Genomic DNA, 15,506 nt, shown 5'->3' with positions numbered 1-15,506 from the left:
CACAGAGTGAGTGAGGACGGTGAACCGGGAGCACGCCGGGAATTCAGGTGGGCGACGCGTCCGGTTCGAGAGGTGGAGTGGCGAGGGCGACTCTGCGGTTCGGGAGCCTCAGCCACGATCCGTCACCGCCGCCCAGACTCGGTCTGTGAGTCGTGCGCCACGGTGAAGAGGGTAAGGATCGGCCGCTCCATTTGCTGCCGCACGCTACCCCCGAACAGGGGTGCGAGGTGTGCGGCGCGCCGGGGTGGAAGTCTGGTTCTACTGACAGCTCTCGCACCGGAGATCATCCATCGGATCGACCGGCACAATGTAGCCGCGGACGAAGTCCTGGATGACGCCGGGAGCGGCCTGCACCTGGTCGGCTATGCGTACACTCCAGTCTTCGTCTGGGCGCTCGCTTCCAGCCATGCCAACACCTCCGCCCGCTTGTAAAGGACGGTTCGCGGTGTCGGCTTGTAGAAGCGCGGCCCCTTGCCGTGATAGCGCAGCTGGGCGAGTGCTGCGATGGACAGCCCAGTCAGCTCGACCACTTCAGCTGGCTGTATGAATTCTCCAGTCATCGTATCTCCTCCGTTTCGACAACCTGGGAGCGTTTGAGTTGTTGCAGGAACGGTAACGCATTTCCGCTCGCTTGACAACAGTCGGTGCGCTAGGCTGTTGAAATGGCAGACTTCCGAACCGAATCGGGCATCGGCGTACGAATTCGATTGGCGCGGCGAGCGCGCGGTTTTCGCACCACTGGGGACCTCGCTGAGGCGATCCCGGGAGGCAACGTGACCGAAGCGATCTTGGAGAACATCGAGTCCGGCAGGAAGGCCGACATCAGCGTTAGCCAGCTGCTCAATATCGCTCGCGGGCTGAACGTTCCGGTAAGCATGCTGCTGGCGCCGATGGGAGCACCCGACTCCGCGCTGGACCTGCCGAACCTCAGTGCCGACTTCGACGGGATGCGTGCGGCCGAGTTCGATTGCTGGCTGTCCGCCATACCGGCAAGCGCCTATCGACCGCGCCACGCATCCGAACGCGCCGACATCGCGCTCCTTAACTCGTTGCGGGAACTCGGAACCCTACGACGTGAGCTCGATCGGCTAAGAATCGTGCTCGAGTCCCAGAAGGCCTCAGGGGATCCTGATCTGACCGGAGCGAATGCGGACGTTGAAAAGCGGATGAATCGGATTGCAGAAGACGCCGCCAATGTCGCAGGTCTACTGGCCAGCGCCGGTCTAACCGACAACGAGGAAATGCCAAGAGCGTAGGCCGCGGCGAGCGCGGTCATTCGGCGAGAGTGGAGGACTCGCATGGGAAGCATCGAAGCTTATGAGTCCGCGAGCGGGCGCCGATATCGAGTTCGTTACCGGAAACCTGACCACAGTCAGGCGAACAAACGCGGCTTTCGCACCAAGCGGGATGCGGAACTTTACCTCGCGTCCGTCGAGGTCAAGAAGTCTCGCGGAGACTACATCGACGCGTCCGAAGCGCGCGCCACGATCGGTGAACTCGGCGAGCAGTGGATGACCGCGCAAACCCACCTCAAGCCGTCATCGGTCGCGGTGGTCGAGTCTGCGTGGCGGCTGCACGTCCGGCCGGTTTGGGGAAATCGAGCCATTGGCGAGATTCGCCACAGCGACGTCCAACAATGGGTCTCCGGACTCAGCGTCGGCGGAGACGGCTTCGGCAAGGCTAAGTCACCAGCACTTGTTCACCGCTGCTACGGGATTCTGGCCGGAATTCTCGATGTGGCGGTGCGCGACCATCGACTCGCCTCCAATCCGGCGCGCGGAGTCTCGCTCCCCCGAAAGGTGTCCAAAGAGCACCGCTACCTCTCCCACCAGCAGTTGCACCGACTCGCTGAGGCGAGCGGTGGGAACGCGACCTTGATCCTCCTGCTCGGATACACGGGCGTGCGCTGGGGCGAAGCCTCGGCGCTCCGAGTCAAGGACATTGACCTCACTCGGCGACGGCTGCACATCGTCGAAAACGCTGTCTTCGTGCGCGGCGAGGTGATCGTTGGATCACCCAAGACCCACAAACGGCGCAGCGTTCCCTTTCCCGCGTTCCTGGACGGCGCGCTCCGCGATGCCGTCCACGGCAAGACCGAAACCAATCTCGTCTTCCCCGGCAGGTTCGGCGAACACCAAACCACGCCAACAATTCGCCAGAACTCCTGGTTCGACAAAGCGTTGGTGGCGGCGGAGTTGTCTCCAATGACAATCCACGACCTGCGGCACACGACGGCCAGCCTCGCGGTCTCGGCGGGCGCCAACGTCAAGGCGGTCCAACGCATGCTCGGCCACGCTTCCGCGGCCATGACGCTTGACGTTTACGCCGACCTCTTCAACGACGACCTCGACGACGTCGCACAACGGCTCGACGAGGCCGCCTCTGTGGCGCTCGACGACGCGGCTGCGCCGTCACAGCCAGAGGCCGATTCGGTGACCACGACAGATCCGAGCGATCCTTGATGATTTGGAGTGTGTCCAAATTGTGTCCAAATCGCTCCGGAAACCAAAGAACGGCGGCTGATGATCAGCCGCCGTTCCCAGTGTTTATATGGACTGTAGCGAGGGCGGGACTCGAACCCGCGACACCACGATTATGAGCCGTGTGCTCTAGTAGGCACCTCCAGAATGCTGGCGCAGCAGCCCGTTTCCACGGGATTCCGCTGGTTTTGAGCCCCCCGACTATCACGGTCATCACCTGCTTCGCCAATCAATTGTGGGCAAAATGTGGGCACGCTTGGTCGAAGGGCCCCTCCCCGCCCTGGGAATCTGGCGCGCCTGTTCGAGTTGAGCTTGGACCGGTAGCGCAGCGCAAAAGTACTGGTAGCACCACTACCGGTAGTGCTACTATCAGCACGTGCTCATCTCGGAACTTTCCGAACGCACCGGGACGCCGTCCGCGACCATCAAGTACTACGTCCGCGAGGGCCTGCTCCCCGCCGGCGAGCGCGTCGGCGGGAACCGGACCATCTACGGCGAGGAGCATGCGCGGCGACTGAAGCTCATCCGGGCGATGCTCGAGGTAGGCAAGCTCTCCGTCGCGGCCGTCCGCACCGTGCTGGAGGCGCTCGACGAGCCAGGTGCCCCGGTCGCGCACGCCTTCGACGCTGCGCAGCAGGCCGTGTCGCGGTCCGCGGTCCCCGACGTCGCACCGCCCAGCCCATCCGCCCTGGAGCGCGTGGATGCCGTGGTCGACCGCGCCGGCTGGGCCGACTGCGGCGACAACATCGGCCGCGGGATCGCGGCACAGGTGATCGACGCCTTCGACAACGCCGGGTTCCCACTCCCCGACGACTACCTCGACAGCTACGCGGCCGCCGCCCGGCTGCAGGCCGAAGCCGACCTCACCACGGTCGGCGTCCTTCCCGATCCCGCACGCATGACCGAGCTCGTCGTCGTCGGCACCGTGCTCGGCGACACGCTCGCCCTTGGTCTCCGCCGCATGGCGCAGGCCGTCGTCACCAGTGAGAGAAGCATGCAATGAAATCCGTCTACGCCTGGCACCGACCGCTCATGACGGTCGCCGCGCTGATGCTCGTGAGCACCGTCGTCTGCGTGATCGGCCTCCTGGTCGACCCCCGCCAAATCACGGGGCTGGACGTGTGGGCCAAACCGCTCAAATTCTCGTTGTCCATCCTCGTCTACAGCGTCACCTGGGCGTGGCTCATCGCACACCTCCCCCGCTTCCGCCGCGTGGCTCACGTCGCCGGCACGATCATCGCCGTGGCCCTGATCGTCGAGCAGGCGCTCATCCTCGGCGCCGCCGCCGCGGGCACGACCAGCCACTTCAACGTGTCCACGCCGCTGGCCCAGGGGATCTGGGCGGCGATGGCGATCTCCATCACCGTGCTCTACGTGTGCACACTGCTGACCACCATCGCCGTGTTCTTCCTGCGTCTCCCGACCCCGTCCACCACGTTCGCGGTGCGGGCGGGAGGCGTGATCGCCCTGGTCGGGATGGGGCTCGCCTACCTGATGACCGGTCCGACCCCGCAGCAGCTCCACGATTTCCGGGGCATCGCGGGTGCGCACACGGTCGGGCTCCCGGATGGCGGGCCCGGCCTGCCGGTGCTCGGGTGGAGCACGGTCGCCGGCGACCTGCGCATCCCGCACTTCGTGGGGATGCACGCGCTGCAACTGCTGCCGCTGTTCGCGATCCTGCTGGGCTGGATGGGGAGCCGGTGGCGCCCGCTCGCCGATGACCGCGTGCGGTTGCGGCTCGTGGTCGTGGCGACCGCGGCGTACGCAGGGGCGCTCGCCCTGCTCACGTTCCAAGCCCTGGCAGGGCAGTCGATCGTACGGCCCGCGGGTGTGTTCCTCTGGGCCGGATGGGCGCTCACCCTCGCAGCGATCGTCTCCGCGGTCATAGTTGTGGGGATGGGGCGGCGGCCGCTGGGTGCCCCTCCCGCACCCGCCTCCGCCGGGCCCGGGCACGGACGCCGGCCGACGACGGTCGCGCGATCGGAAAGCCTCCCGAGGACGCGCTCGTGAGTCAGCGCTGGAACGGTCGCGCGATCGCCTACCTCGCACTCGCGGTGATCGGGCTAGTCGGGACGTGGACCTTCAACATCGCCGCCATCCTCGAGCGCCGCGACTACATCGGCGACTGGACCGGAAGCGGCCCCGCCGTGACGTCCCTCACCATCGACGTCCTCGTCGCCGCGGTCGCCGCCATCGTCTTCATGGTCGTCGAGTCGCGTCGTATCGGCATGCGACGCGTCTGGGTCTACATCGTCCTCATCCCACTCCTGGCCCTGGCGTTCGCGTTCCCGCTCTACCTGGCGATGCGCGAGCGGCACCTGTCCCGACGAGGTGGAGCGGGCGAGGCGGCCGACTGACCGCGGGCGGAGCCCGCCCGGCGCGCCCTCGGAGGCTCAACGACGAAACGACGGCTGATCATCAGCCACCGTTCCCGTTGTATCGAGTCTGTAACGAGGCGGGGACTCGAACCAGCGACACCACGATTAGGTTCCGCTAGATCTAATAGGGTCGCGCAGGGCGCGTTTTGCCCGATTTTCCGCCGTTTTCGATTGCACAGTGGCAGTCTCGGTCTGCCCGGACTCGATTCACTGTGCGGGGTAAATGCGGGATCGGCAGAACGCGCTTGAGCTCGCGCCGGGCGCGCACTACTCGATCAGCCTTTCCAGAGCGCTCACGCCACTCCCCGCCGCGCCCTTGGGACGCACATGCACGTGCCTGCCGACTAGCGTTCGTTCTGGCATTCGGAGCCGCTGCGCTGTTGTACCTGGTGCTGGAAGAGCTGCTCACCGAGGCACACGAAGAGACCGATACAGTCGGCCTGACAGCGATGATCTTTCTCGGCTTCCTCACCATCTACGTCCTCGCTGCTCTTTAGCCATATCGGGATGTCATCCGCGACTGTATAGTCAGTGCGTGCTGACTATTGTTTCTCGTCTTGATGTGATGAACCGGCTGGGCCGGGCAATGGCGGATCCGACCCGTTCGCGGATCCTGATGACCTTGCTAAAAGGTCCGAACTATCCGGTGGTGTTGTCGCGGGAATTGGAGTTGACGCGTTCGAATGTGTCGAACCATCTGACCTGTCTGCGGGATTGCGGGATCGTGGTGGCGGAACCGGAGGGGCGGCAGACCCGGTACGAGATCGCCGACCCGCACCTGGCCGCCGCACTGACCGCGCTAGTCGATGTGACGCTCGCGGTCGACGAGAACGCGCCATGCCTGGATGCGGGCTGCACCGTCCCGGGGTGCTGCGAGCAGGTGACCGAGTGAGCACTGTAGACACCCACGCCGGTGAGCACGTCGAGGACGAGCATGAGGAGGAGTCGCCGTGGTGGCGGGATCGCGAGGTTCTGCTACCGGTTGCCTCCGGGGTGTTCTTCCTCACCGGGATCGGCTTGGAATGGGGTGGTGCACATGTTGTCGCCCTAGTGCTCTTCTGGATCGGTCTGCTGCTGGGTGCGTTCACCTTCGTGCCAGGCGCGATCCGGAAGCTCTTCCGCGGCAGACTCGGCATTAGCCTGCTGATGACTATCAGCGCGACCGGCGCCGTCATCCTGGGGTACGTGGAGGAGGCGGCCGCGCTCGCCTTCCTCTACTCCATCGCGGAGGCCCTAGAGGACAAGGCGATGGATCGGGCGCGCAACGGCTTGCGGGCGCTCCTTTCGCTGGTGCCGCAAACCGCCCGCATCCTCGATCGCGACGCCACGCGTGAGGTCCCGGCAAAGGACCTCACGGTCGGACAATTGATGATCGTCCGCCCGGGCGAGCGGGTCGCAACGGACGGTGTGGTGCGCACCGGAAACAGCAGCCTGGACACATCCGCGATCACCGGCGAATCGATCCCAGTCGACGTGACTCCCGGCGAAACGGTAGCCGCCGGCGTGATCAATCTCTCGGGTGCGCTCGAGGTGGAAACGACTGCGGCAGGCGCAAACAACTCACTGACCACCATCGTTGAACTGGTCGAGCAGGCGCAGGCCGAGAAGGGCCAGCGCGCACGGTTGGCCGACCGGATCGCGCGGCCGCTAGTTCCCGGCGTGCTGATCCTCGCCGTGCTCGTCGCGGTGATCGGCTCACTACTCTCCGGTGACCCCGCATTCTGGATCAATCGAGCGCTCGTTGTGTTGGTGGCCGCGTCTCCGTGCGCGCTGGCGATTGCCGTGCCAGTGACCGTCGTCTCCGCGATCGGTGCAGCGAGCAAGTTTGGTGTCGTGATCAAATCCGGTGCCGTGTTCGAACGGCTCGGCTCCATCCGGCACATCGCGTTCGACAAGACCGGCACCCTCACCCGCAACCAGCCCACCGTCACAGCAGTGCTCACGGCAGACGGCAGCACGAAGGACGAGGTGCTGAACCTGGCGGCCGCCCTCGAGCAGCTGAGCACACACCCACTCGCGGCCGCCATCACCAACGCTGCCCCGCACGCGGCCACCGCGTCCGACATCAGCGAGATAGCTGGCCACGGTATCCGCGGCAGCATCGACGGGCAGGTCATCACGGTCGGCAACCCCCGCTGGCTGAACCCCGGCATCCTCGCAGCCAAAGTGGAAGAGTTGGAGGGGCACGGGATGACCGTCATCATCGTCCACCGGGACGGCACCGCCGCCGGCGCGATAGGCATCCGCGACGAACTCCGCCCCGAAGTTCCCGAGGTGATCGCAGCGCTACGCCTCGACGGGGTAGAGACGACGATGCTCACCGGTGACAACAAGCGCACCGCCGCAGCCCTCGCACAAGCCGCGCAGATCACCGACGTGCGCGCGGAGCTCCGCCCGGAGGACAAAGCCGCCAACATCCAGGAGCTGGCCAAGCTGCGACCCACCGCGATGATCGGCGACGGCATCAACGATGCCCCCGCCCTCGCCGCAGCGGATATCGGCATCGCGATGGGCGCAACCGGCTCCGATGCCGCAATCGAATCCGCCGACGTCGCCTTCACCGGCCACGACCTGCGCCTGATCCCCCAAGCCCTCGCCCACGCCCGCCGCGGCCGAATCATCGTCAACCAGAACATCGCCCTCTCCCTGGCCATCATCACCGTGCTGCTCCCGTTGGCAATCACCGGCATCCTCGGCCTGGCCGCCGTGGTCCTGGTCCACGAAGTCGCCGAAGTCATCGTCATCCTCAACGGCCTCCGCGCCGCCCAGGCGAAACGCGTTCCCCTGGGTGCCATCAGCGACCACCCTGGGAGGCCATGAAGCATGCTGTTCGCAGCTCAGATGGAGAGATGCGCGCCGCCCGCGAACTATTGAAGAGTCCACACGCCGGTGATCATGAGCACCCGATCGTGATCAGCACCACTTCGCTGCCGATATTGGTGGCCCCGATATGACTGCGAAAGAATGAGGCATCATTGGTCATCCAGCCGAGTCCGAATGCGGCGCCGGGCACAGGATGGGCACCCAGACCGCGAGTCAGACGCACCGGCACCGCAAGCCGCCTTCTGCGGCTATGACGGCTCAGATGCCCTACAGCCCTGAGTAGGTGTGGAGCCCCTTGAAGAACACGTTAACGATGCCGAAGTTGAATAGCACCGCGGCGAAGCCGATGATGGCCAGGCATGCCGACCGGGACCCCCGCCAGCCGCGCGTAGCCCGCGCGTGGATGTAGCCGGCAAAGATCACCCAGATGATGAACGTCCAGACTTCCTTCGTGTCCCACCCCCAGTACCGGCCCCACGCTGCGGACGCCCAAACGGCTCCAGCGATGAGTGTGAACGTCCAGGCGACGAAACCGACAATGTTGATCCGGTAGGCCAAGTTCTCCAGGTCCGCGGAGTTCGGCAGCGTCGCGAGGAACCGAAACTGTTGTGGAACGGACTCTTCCACCTGGCGTTCACGCCGGTACTGCAGCAGCTGCAATCCGGAGAGGGCGAACCCGAGAGCGAAGAACGCCGTGCCCAGCACAGCGACGATGATATGGATCACCAGCCAATACGACTGCAGGGCCGGCTGCAGCGGCACGACCGGAACGTAGTACCGCAGCAGCGCAATCCCCTGCAGGACAAGCACGAGCCCGACGATGAACGTGCCGAGGTACTTGAGGTCCCACTTGAGATTACTGAGCAGGAAGACGCCGATGATGACCAGTGTGCCGGTCATCGAAAACTCCCACATGTTCGCCCACGGAACCCTGGCCGCGGCGATCCCACGGAGGGCGGTCCCGAGGAGATGGAAGAAGAAGCCGGCGACCGTGAGTACGAATGCCCACCGGATAACTGCGCGCGCGGCCCCGGAGGGCTCTGTCACCGGCTCAGGGGATGTCTCGGCTCGATCCTCACCGATGACGACCGTCGTTCCCTGGTGCGCCGCGATACCCCGGCGCGCGACAACGCTTGGGACGCGTGCGGTCGATTCGGCTCCGCGTCTGGCCAGATCGATGGAGAAGACTGCGAAGGCGGCGGTGTAGAAGCCCATCGCGACATAGATGCCGAGGGTGGAAAGCATGGAGAGGGTGTCGGTCATGAGCGGTGCACCTCGCGCGGGTCGAAGTTGGAGCGCGCTTTGTCCAATTGCGTTCGCCGATGTTGAAGAGTTGCGACAAGGACCGCAGCTGCGATGCCGACGACGGTGAAGACGTCGGCGAGGTTGAAGATGGCGAACCAGCTGACTGAGAAGTAGTCCACGACAGCGCCGCTGAGAACTCCGTGCTCGCCGCGGAATGTGCGGTCGATCATGTTGCCCCAGCCGCCTCCGACGGCGATCGCCATCAGCACGGTGACTGTCGGATTCTCTCTGCGGATCACTCGTCGGATGACCCACACGGTGAGGATACTCAGGATGATAAGGATCCCGGCGGCCAGCAGTGGCCCGACCCGGGCACCAAGCCCAAACGCAGCTCCGGGGTTGAGAACCAGATCGAGGTCCAGGGTTGGGATCATGGTCGGCACTGGCTCACCGTACGGGAGCGTGAGGATAGCTACACCCTTGGCTGCCTGGTCGGCAGCGATCGCGAAAAGGCCAGCGAACAACGCCCTCATCGCTAGTCGTCGACGATCGAGGATCCCGGTGGTGGTCGCGGCGACGGGTTGGTCGGTCAGCATAGGGTTGTCAACGCTTTCATCTGCTCCGAGAGCTTCTTGGTCAGGATGTCTGAGCTGGTGCCAGTTGTCGATCCCGTGGATTCTGCCTTCAACACCGGAATGAGTGTGTCGATCGTGTCGACAACGTTCTGAACGGCAGTCTGCTGCTGCCCGGCAGGCATTTGATCGCCGATCGGTGCCAGCACCGTCCGGGCTGCCTGGAGCCGGCCGATCGCCGCAGATGGGTCGAGAACCGCTGATTTCAAGGCGGCATCGATGTCCGCAGCCATGCTATCCGCGACCGGCGTGACCAACGAGCAGCCGACGTTCTGGGCTTGCATGGAGACCTTCTCCCCGATCGAGCAGCCTGAGAGCAGGAGCGGCACCGTCATCGCGACCGCAGTTGCAGCGACGATGCGGACGGGCCGGTTAGTAGTGAACATGATTCTTCTCGATTCAGTGGGTGGGTCGATGACGCTTGATGATCCGAATGAGGGTGTCGATGTCGTCGCTGAGTGCCTCGAGCTCCGCGTCGGAGCCTGCGGGTCTGCGGCGGAGGACCTGGACCTTAGCGGAAGCCGCAGTCGCCGCTTCGATTACCTCCTGGTACACGGCTGGTGGGATGGTCTCGTGTGCCTTTGGTGTCCTCCACAGCCGTTGCATCTGGCGGCGGATCCGGCGATCGCCCCACCTCATCGCCGCCATGCTTTCTCCAGCTCGGCGGCGAATTGCTCTGTTGAGGTCATCGTGAGCTTCTCGCCGTTCAGGAAGAACGTCGGCGTACCCGTCACACCCAGCTGGACACCCTCGGCTTGGTCTTTCGTCACCCGGATCCGAAGGGTGGGGTCGGCAATGTCTTTGTCGTACTGGCTCATGTCCAGGCCGATCGAGTCGGCCACCGAACGCAGAGTATTCGACTGGTCATCCTGTCGTTCGGCCCACTGCGTCTGCGTCTGGAAGAGCTTCGCGTACATCTCGGTGAACTTGCCTTGGCGGCCGGCCGCCTCGGCAGCCATTGCCGCGTTCATAGCGTTCTTGTGACTGGGTATCGGGAAGTAGCGTGCGATGAATGTGACACGATCCTTGTACTGCTCGCGCAGCTGCTCGACCACCGGATAGGCGGCGCCGCATGCTTCGCACTCGAAGTCGAGGAACTCGACCACCGTGACCTTGTCCGTTGCCGCCTTCTGCAGTATCCGGCTGTCAGCTCGGGTGACGGCGGGCGCGGTGGCCTGTTGCGACGCCGATTGGGCACGACCGACGAGCACGATGACGATCACGACGATGAACGCGAGCGCGATGATGATGGTGTTGGCCCAGAACCGGGTGGAGAGCCGGCGGGTGGGTTGAGGCTGCTGGCGTGGCTGTTTCGGCATTCTTGGCCTCATCTCGCTCGAGCCCGAAGCCAGGAGTACGGGTCGATTGGTGTCTCCCCCTTCGCCCAGATCTCTAGATGGAGGTGGTTGCCGGTGCTTGCACCCGTGGTGCCGACCCGTCCGATGATCTGGCCGGCGACAACGCGGTCTCCGGCGCGGACCTGTAGCGACCCGAACTGCATGTGCGCGTAGAGGCTCGCGAATCGTTCACCATTGATCCGGTGGTCGATGATCACATTGACGCCGAACCCGACGTCGGATTCTTCCGCCGAACGAACGACGCCGTCGGCGATCGCGCCGATCTTGGTTCCCCCGCCAGGGGTCATGTCCAGGCCCTTGTGGTTGCTGGAGCATCCAGAGCACGGCGCGGAACGGGACCCGTACCCGTCGCTGATCGGGACATCTCCGGGGAACGGCCACTGGATGGGACCCAGGGTGTTGCCCACGAGGGTCCCGGCCGGGTCGGTCCGTGCTGCGGCTGCGAGGTCGGCCTCGGAGGTCGCGGCGAGCGTGTCACGGGTGACTGGAACGGCTGCACCGACGGTGTTCCCGATTGCTTGCGGAACGCCGGCCGTGACCGGGCCGGCTGTCGATCGGAGGGCGACATCCGGGGCCACAGCCTCGGCGGGAACGGAGGTCGCCACGCTCAAGGCCATCGCGAAGACGGCACCCACAAGGGGAAGCTGCAGGGATCGGCGGGCACGCTGGTTACCCATGCGGGGGCGGCTGCGTCTCGGTTGCCGATCCGGGACATTCCGTTCGGCGGCGAGGGCCTCACGGCGAGACCGGTGTTCGGCGGGGGCGGGGGTGAAGGTTGCGCGGCGGACCGGCCGCGCGCGGCGGGTGATGAGCATTCAGGAGTTTCCGGACTTGGCCCAAGACGGGCGCGGACAAGGACGACATGACACCGGCAAGGGTGCCCCAGTCGTCGTCAGGTCCGGCTTATGGCCAGAGACTCCAGAGAAGGCGCGATGGGCCGCTCACGGAGCAAAGACGCTGCCAAAGATCGCACCACGCGCGACCGAGCAAGGCGCAAGTCGCGGCGCAGCAAACACACGAACAAGGCCAGAGCCAGGGCCGCCGCGGCAAGCCCGAGAACACAACCCAGGACCAGCATCTGGTCGTGAGGAACACCGTTGTCTGACGGCGTAAGCACCGCAACTCCGGTTCCTCCCGCGCCCGGAACGGCGGTGTCCACGATCACGGAGGCCGAAGGACCGGCCACTTCGTTCGCGGGGTGTGCCGTTTCGAACATGTGCGCCAGCAGTAGGGCGAATACGACCGTGAGCGCTGAGATGGCCAGGACGACCCAGCGTTGGATTCCTCCTCGACTCAGCGCGTTCACGTCACCTCCACAGTCACAGTTCGATAACAGCCAGCTTTGGAGGGAAGCGTAGCAAACGGCTCCTGATCGTCGCATCCGAGGCGTGCTGGTGGTCAGCCGACTCACAGAAGCGGCCCCTACGCTCCGTGGACTAAACCCACCAGAAAGGCGCCAACCATGAAATGCCCCGTTGACGGCGAGACACTTCTGCTCTCCGATCGTTCCGGAATCGAGATCGACTACTGCCCCAGCTGCCGCGGTGTTTGGCTGGACCGCGGCGAACTCGACAAGATCATCGACCGTTCCCTCACCCCCAACCCGTCAGATGCCGGATCCCCGCCAGCCGGTTCCCCCGGATATCCCGATCCGAATCGATCGGGTCACCACGGAAACAGCGGGCACGGAAACTCTGGGCACAACGGCTACGGGAACAAGCGGCGCGGTGGCTGGCTGGGAGACCTCTTCGGTGACTAGTCACCGCCCGGCTGGGCGTGGCCGAGGTGCAGCAGCGCCTGGTCGAAGAACTCGACGACGTGATCATCGAACAGTCGGTAAGTGATCGAGCGCCCATCGCGGTCGCCGATGACAAGCTTCGCTTGGCGGAGGATACGCAGATGGTTGGACAGGGTCGCCTGCCCGATCTGCAGTTCCTCCGCCAAGGCCGTCACGCTCGACGGGCTCTGTCGTAGCCGAGCAAGCACCCGGAGTCGCGTCGGCGATGCGAGTCCTTGAAAGACCTCCGCCAGTTCGCCGGCCCTCTGGGTGTTCAACATCAACTGATCCACGACCCGCTCCTCCCCCTTCATCGTAGCGAGAACGGTTCTGATTACCGTTCCCAATTACCTCAATAGATTTACATATGCGCATATATTCCCGTATGATGGGCGGTGAGGAAAGGAGGCCGAATGGACGGCCACGACCACGGCACAACCATGCAGGCCTTTGGTGAGGCGGCAAAACGTCACCGCGTGCGTATCTTCATCGCCTTCGGCATCACCTTCGTCATTCTGATCGCCGAGGTAATCGGAACGATCCTGACAGGGTCGCTGGCCCTCCTCGTCGATGCCGGGCACATGCTCACCGACACGCTCGGGCTTGCAATGGCGCTGGTTGCATCCTTCCTCAGCACCCGGCCGGCTACCAACAAGCGCACCTGGGGGTACCGGCGCGCTGAGGTACTCGCCGCAACGGCGCAGGCCGCAGTCCTCCTTGCTGTCGGCGTGTTCGTTTTGATCGAGGGCATCCGAAGACTCTTCGAACCACCGGAGATCCCGTCCACGGAGCTCTTGATCTTCGGCGTCATCGGCCTAGTCGGCAACATCGCCTCCCTGACGGTACTTGCCTCCAGCCGGAGCGAGAACTTCAACCTCCGCGCAGCCTTCCTCGAGGTGATGAACGACGCGCTCGGCTCGGTCGCCGTCATCGTCGCCGCGATCCTGATCGCCCTGACCGGGTGGGGTGCTGCGGACGCACTGGCCGGCATGTTCATCGGCGTACTCATCCTCCCGCGTGCGTTCAAGCTGCTGCGCGAGACAACCAGCGTGCTGCTGGAATCAACACCCCCGGGGCTCGACCTGGACTCGGTCCGCAAACACATCCTGGAACTGCCGGAAGTGATCGACCTCCACGACCTGCACGCCACCCAGATCGCGACAGGACTCCCCGTCCTCACCGCACACGTCATCGTCGAACCCGATACCTTCGAGAACGGGCGCCTGCCCCAGATCCTGGACAAACTCCAGGACTGCGTCGCCAGCCACTTCGACGTCAGCATCGAACACTCCACATTCCAATTCGAGCCTCCACAGCACAGCCGCCACGAGCATTCCGCACACGAATAACCCGGGAATCTTGATGACCGCCCCCGCCCCGTCCGCCGAGCCCAGCCGTCCACTGTGGAGGATCCTCGCCCTCCTAGCCGTAGTCGCCCTCGCGTTCCTCGCCAACTCAATGACCCCGCCCCCCGCGGAAGCGCACGACGCCCTAGCTGAATCCAATCCCGCTCAAGGCCAAACAGTCACCGAAAATCTGGATCAAATCGTCCTGACCTTCAACGAAGCACCGCTTGATGGCCTACAAGGCGGCATCCTCATCCAGGTGGTCGGACCAGGTGGACATGAGGCCACCACCGGCGAGGTCCGCATCCAAGACCGGACGCTGTCCCGGGCCGTCCTGATGACCGATCAGGGTGACTACACCGTCTCCTGGCGCACGGTATCCGCCGACGGGCATCCGATCGACGGCAGCTACACCTTTAGTTACGCCGGGCCGATCCTGGCCGCGACGACCGCACCTAACCCGTCAGCCACGACAACACCACCCGCCGTCACTTCAGCCACCAGCACCCCGACGGCGGCAAACACGTCGCCCGGAACACCGATCGCGCTGGTCATCATCATCATCATCGGCGTGCTCATCCTCGCCGGCGGCGGCCTCTGGCTCGCCACCGAACTCCACCGTCGACGCACCAGTAAGTAGTAACGCGCTCAGCGGCGATTCAGCCGGCACAACCACGCGTTGTACGCCTCGAGCTCAACGTCGCCTTCCGCGTCTTTCCGACGATCGGCCGCCTCCGCTCGACGTGTGTCATCAGACGCCCACGCGAAGAGCAGGATGAGCACGATGGTCAGCGAGGGCAGCTCGCCATACGACCACGCCAACGCACCGGCGATCCGCTGATCAGCAACGGCATCGATGTTCCACGCCGCGCCTGGGCGAAGAAGTCGACGAGCGGGATGGTCGCCATCATCGCGATTACTCCGAAGAACGCGTGCAACGGCATCTCGATGAACATGTCCAGCAGCCGTCCAAGATGCGACTGACGTCGCGGCAACGAATCCGGTGAAATCAGCGGCAAAAGTGAAGAGGACGCCCGCAGCCAAAAACACCACCTCCAGTGACAGATGCCCGACGACGGTTGCCAGCAGTATCGACGCGATGCCGCTGAAGTAGAGGCCGTAGAACACCATCAGGAACAGTGGAACCATGAAACCCGGATGCAGCAGCAGCCGAGGACAACGGGACCGCAGTCCGATGAGCGCGAAACACCGAATGAACCGCCACGACCCCCTCGAGGGCGTCGCCTTCAGAAGGAGGGTGCCCGGCGCTCCCAAGATCAGCAGCGGCGGTATCGTCATCATCAATGTGAGCTGCTGGAGCATGAACACCGAGAACATGCGGTGGCCGTCGGGAGCCTGACCCGCTTTGCAACAGAACGTCGTTCAGGAGGCTGGCGGCACCGAACCGGAAGAGGTGCGGCTGCAGCCAGCGCTCGCCGACCGTCTCCGCGACGCTGACGAGCTATT

19 protein-coding genes are annotated in these 15,506 nt (G+C 64.6%); 10 read left to right on the top strand and 9 right to left on the bottom strand.

The genetic code is table 11. The annotated features are described in order from the left end of the window. Positions 1 to 362: 362 nt before the first annotated feature. On the bottom strand, positions 363 to 530 hold the full coding sequence (locus JNB50_RS23290) for a hypothetical protein (protein ID WP_307794850.1): 168 nt from the start codon (positions 528 to 530) through the stop codon (positions 363 to 365). 132 nt (positions 531 to 662) lie between these two features. Here JNB50_RS23290 and JNB50_RS23285 point away from each other — a divergent pair, with 132 nt between their 5' ends. The 7 genes from JNB50_RS23285 (at position 663) to JNB50_RS23255 (ending at position 7,678) form a co-directional block, all read left to right on the top strand. After that, on the top strand, positions 663 to 1,256 hold the full coding sequence (locus JNB50_RS23285; protein ID WP_208042476.1) for a helix-turn-helix domain-containing protein: 594 nt from the start codon (positions 663 to 665) through the stop codon (positions 1,254 to 1,256). Between the two features lie 42 nt (positions 1,257 to 1,298). Next, a complete protein-coding gene (locus JNB50_RS23280) occupies positions 1,299 to 2,462 on the top strand; it encodes a tyrosine-type recombinase/integrase (protein ID WP_208042475.1) in 1,164 nt (387 codons plus the stop codon). 394 nt (positions 2,463 to 2,856) lie between these two features. Then, positions 2,857 to 3,483, top strand: a complete 627-nt coding sequence (locus JNB50_RS23275) for a MerR family transcriptional regulator (protein ID WP_208042474.1) — start codon at positions 2,857 to 2,859, stop codon at positions 3,481 to 3,483. After that, on the top strand, positions 3,480 to 4,490 hold the full coding sequence (locus tag JNB50_RS23270) for a hypothetical protein (RefSeq protein ID WP_243768896.1): 1,011 nt from the start codon (positions 3,480 to 3,482) through the stop codon (positions 4,488 to 4,490). The genes JNB50_RS23275 and JNB50_RS23270 overlap by 4 nt, the downstream gene beginning before the upstream one ends. After that, positions 4,487 to 4,837 (top strand): DUF2834 domain-containing protein, encoded by a 351-nt coding sequence (locus tag JNB50_RS25340; protein ID WP_307794849.1) that lies wholly within the window; start codon positions 4,487 to 4,489, stop codon positions 4,835 to 4,837. The genes JNB50_RS23270 and JNB50_RS25340 overlap by 4 nt, the downstream gene beginning before the upstream one ends. 556 nt (positions 4,838 to 5,393) lie before the next feature. Continuing rightward, positions 5,394 to 5,750, top strand: a complete 357-nt coding sequence (locus JNB50_RS23260) for a helix-turn-helix transcriptional regulator (protein WP_208042472.1) — start codon at positions 5,394 to 5,396, stop codon at positions 5,748 to 5,750. Next, complete coding sequence (locus JNB50_RS23255; RefSeq protein WP_208042492.1) at positions 5,696 to 7,678, top strand: cation-translocating P-type ATPase; 1,983 nt, start codon at positions 5,696 to 5,698, stop codon at positions 7,676 to 7,678. Before JNB50_RS23260 ends, JNB50_RS23255 begins: the two co-directional genes overlap by 55 nt. Positions 7,679 to 7,948: 270 nt before the next feature. Here JNB50_RS23255 and ccsB read toward each other — a convergent pair whose 3' ends face one another. From ccsB to JNB50_RS23225, 6 genes are all read right to left on the bottom strand, one after another. Further along, entirely contained in the window at positions 7,949 to 8,944 is a 996-nt protein-coding gene (gene ccsB, locus JNB50_RS23250) for a c-type cytochrome biogenesis protein CcsB (RefSeq protein WP_208042471.1), read from the bottom strand. Beyond that, positions 8,941 to 9,522, bottom strand: a complete 582-nt coding sequence (locus JNB50_RS23245; RefSeq protein ID WP_208042470.1) for a signal peptidase II — start codon at positions 9,520 to 9,522, stop codon at positions 8,941 to 8,943. The genes ccsB and JNB50_RS23245 overlap by 4 nt, the downstream gene beginning before the upstream one ends. Beyond that, positions 9,516 to 9,944 carry a hypothetical protein gene (locus JNB50_RS23240; protein ID WP_208042469.1) on the bottom strand — a complete coding sequence of 143 codons (429 nt, stop codon included), beginning with the start codon at positions 9,942 to 9,944 and terminating at the stop codon, positions 9,516 to 9,518. Before JNB50_RS23240 ends, JNB50_RS23245 begins: the two co-directional genes overlap by 7 nt. Positions 9,945 to 10,193: 249 nt before the next feature. Then, on the bottom strand, positions 10,194 to 10,877 hold the full coding sequence (locus tag JNB50_RS23235; RefSeq protein WP_208042468.1) for a thioredoxin domain-containing protein: 684 nt from the start codon (positions 10,875 to 10,877) through the stop codon (positions 10,194 to 10,196). Positions 10,878 to 10,885: 8 nt separating this feature from the next. After that, positions 10,886 to 11,593, bottom strand: a complete 708-nt coding sequence (locus tag JNB50_RS23230; RefSeq protein ID WP_243768895.1) for a M23 family metallopeptidase — start codon at positions 11,591 to 11,593, stop codon at positions 10,886 to 10,888. A 215-nt stretch (positions 11,594 to 11,808) separates the two neighbouring features. Continuing rightward, entirely contained in the window at positions 11,809 to 12,222 is a 414-nt protein-coding gene (locus JNB50_RS23225) for a hypothetical protein (RefSeq protein ID WP_208042466.1), read from the bottom strand. A 156-nt stretch (positions 12,223 to 12,378) separates the two neighbouring features. On the opposite strand from JNB50_RS23225, the gene JNB50_RS23220 reads away from it, so the two are divergent. After that, positions 12,379 to 12,675 (top strand): zf-TFIIB domain-containing protein, encoded by a 297-nt coding sequence (locus JNB50_RS23220; RefSeq protein WP_208042465.1) that lies wholly within the window; start codon positions 12,379 to 12,381, stop codon positions 12,673 to 12,675. Here the strand turns inward: JNB50_RS23220 and JNB50_RS23215 are convergent. Next, the gene (locus tag JNB50_RS23215; RefSeq protein ID WP_243768894.1) at positions 12,672 to 12,974 is read right to left on the bottom strand and encodes a helix-turn-helix transcriptional regulator; all 303 of its coding nucleotides are present in this window, start codon (positions 12,972 to 12,974) and stop codon (positions 12,672 to 12,674) included. The two genes, JNB50_RS23220 and JNB50_RS23215, sit on opposite strands and share 4 nt — an antisense overlap. A gap of 132 nt (positions 12,975 to 13,106) precedes the next feature. Here JNB50_RS23215 and JNB50_RS23210 point away from each other — a divergent pair, with 132 nt between their 5' ends. Both JNB50_RS23210 and JNB50_RS23205 read left to right on the top strand, forming a co-directional pair. Next, positions 13,107 to 14,042 carry a cation diffusion facilitator family transporter gene (locus tag JNB50_RS23210; RefSeq protein ID WP_208042463.1) on the top strand — a complete coding sequence of 312 codons (936 nt, stop codon included), beginning with the start codon at positions 13,107 to 13,109 and terminating at the stop codon, positions 14,040 to 14,042. 13 nt (positions 14,043 to 14,055) lie between these two features. Continuing rightward, a complete protein-coding gene (locus JNB50_RS23205) occupies positions 14,056 to 14,679 on the top strand; it encodes a copper resistance CopC family protein (RefSeq protein WP_208042462.1) in 624 nt (207 codons plus the stop codon). A gap of 8 nt (positions 14,680 to 14,687) precedes the next feature. On the opposite strand, the gene JNB50_RS23200 is transcribed toward JNB50_RS23205, so the two are convergent. Then, positions 14,688 to 15,377, bottom strand: a complete 690-nt coding sequence (locus JNB50_RS23200; protein WP_243768893.1) for a cytochrome c oxidase assembly protein — start codon at positions 15,375 to 15,377, stop codon at positions 14,688 to 14,690. Positions 15,378 to 15,506 lie beyond the last annotated feature (129 nt).

This window comes from Leifsonia sp. TF02-11 (genome assembly GCF_017565305.1).
GTDB lineage: Bacteria > Actinomycetota > Actinomycetes > Actinomycetales > Microbacteriaceae > Leifsonia.
This window is presented reverse-complemented; position numbering and strand designations above follow the sequence as displayed.

Bases quoted from the DNA above. Each gene is read 5' to 3' on its own strand.
- JNB50_RS23285 (WP_208042476.1), top strand. From the start codon at position 663: ATGGCAGACTTCCGAACCGAATCGGGCATCGGCGTACGAATTCGATTG.
- JNB50_RS23280 (WP_208042475.1), top strand. From the start codon at position 1,299: ATGGGAAGCATCGAAGCTTATGAGTCCGCGAGCGGGCGCCGATATCGA.
- JNB50_RS23270 (WP_243768896.1), top strand. From the start codon at position 3,480: ATGAAATCCGTCTACGCCTGGCACCGACCGCTCATGACGGTCGCCGCG.
- JNB50_RS23255 (WP_208042492.1), top strand. From the start codon at position 5,696: ATGCCTGGATGCGGGCTGCACCGTCCCGGGGTGCTGCGAGCAGGTGAC.
- ccsB (WP_208042471.1), bottom strand. From the start codon at position 8,944: ATGACCGACACCCTCTCCATGCTTTCCACCCTCGGCATCTATGTCGCG.
- JNB50_RS23245 (WP_208042470.1), bottom strand. From the start codon at position 9,522: ATGCTGACCGACCAACCCGTCGCCGCGACCACCACCGGGATCCTCGAT.
- JNB50_RS23240 (WP_208042469.1), bottom strand. From the start codon at position 9,944: ATGTTCACTACTAACCGGCCCGTCCGCATCGTCGCTGCAACTGCGGTC.
- JNB50_RS23235 (WP_208042468.1), bottom strand. From the start codon at position 10,877: ATGCCGAAACAGCCACGCCAGCAGCCTCAACCCACCCGCCGGCTCTCC.
- JNB50_RS23230 (WP_243768895.1), bottom strand. From the start codon at position 11,593: ATGGGTAACCAGCGTGCCCGCCGATCCCTGCAGCTTCCCCTTGTGGGT.
- JNB50_RS23220 (WP_208042465.1), top strand. From the start codon at position 12,379: ATGAAATGCCCCGTTGACGGCGAGACACTTCTGCTCTCCGATCGTTCC.
- JNB50_RS23215 (WP_243768894.1), bottom strand. From the start codon at position 12,974: ATGTTGAACACCCAGAGGGCCGGCGAACTGGCGGAGGTCTTTCAAGGA.
- JNB50_RS23210 (WP_208042463.1), top strand. From the start codon at position 13,107: ATGGACGGCCACGACCACGGCACAACCATGCAGGCCTTTGGTGAGGCG.
- JNB50_RS23205 (WP_208042462.1), top strand. From the start codon at position 14,056: ATGACCGCCCCCGCCCCGTCCGCCGAGCCCAGCCGTCCACTGTGGAGG.
- JNB50_RS23200 (WP_243768893.1), bottom strand. From the start codon at position 15,377: ATGTTCTCGGTGTTCATGCTCCAGCAGCTCACATTGATGATGACGATA.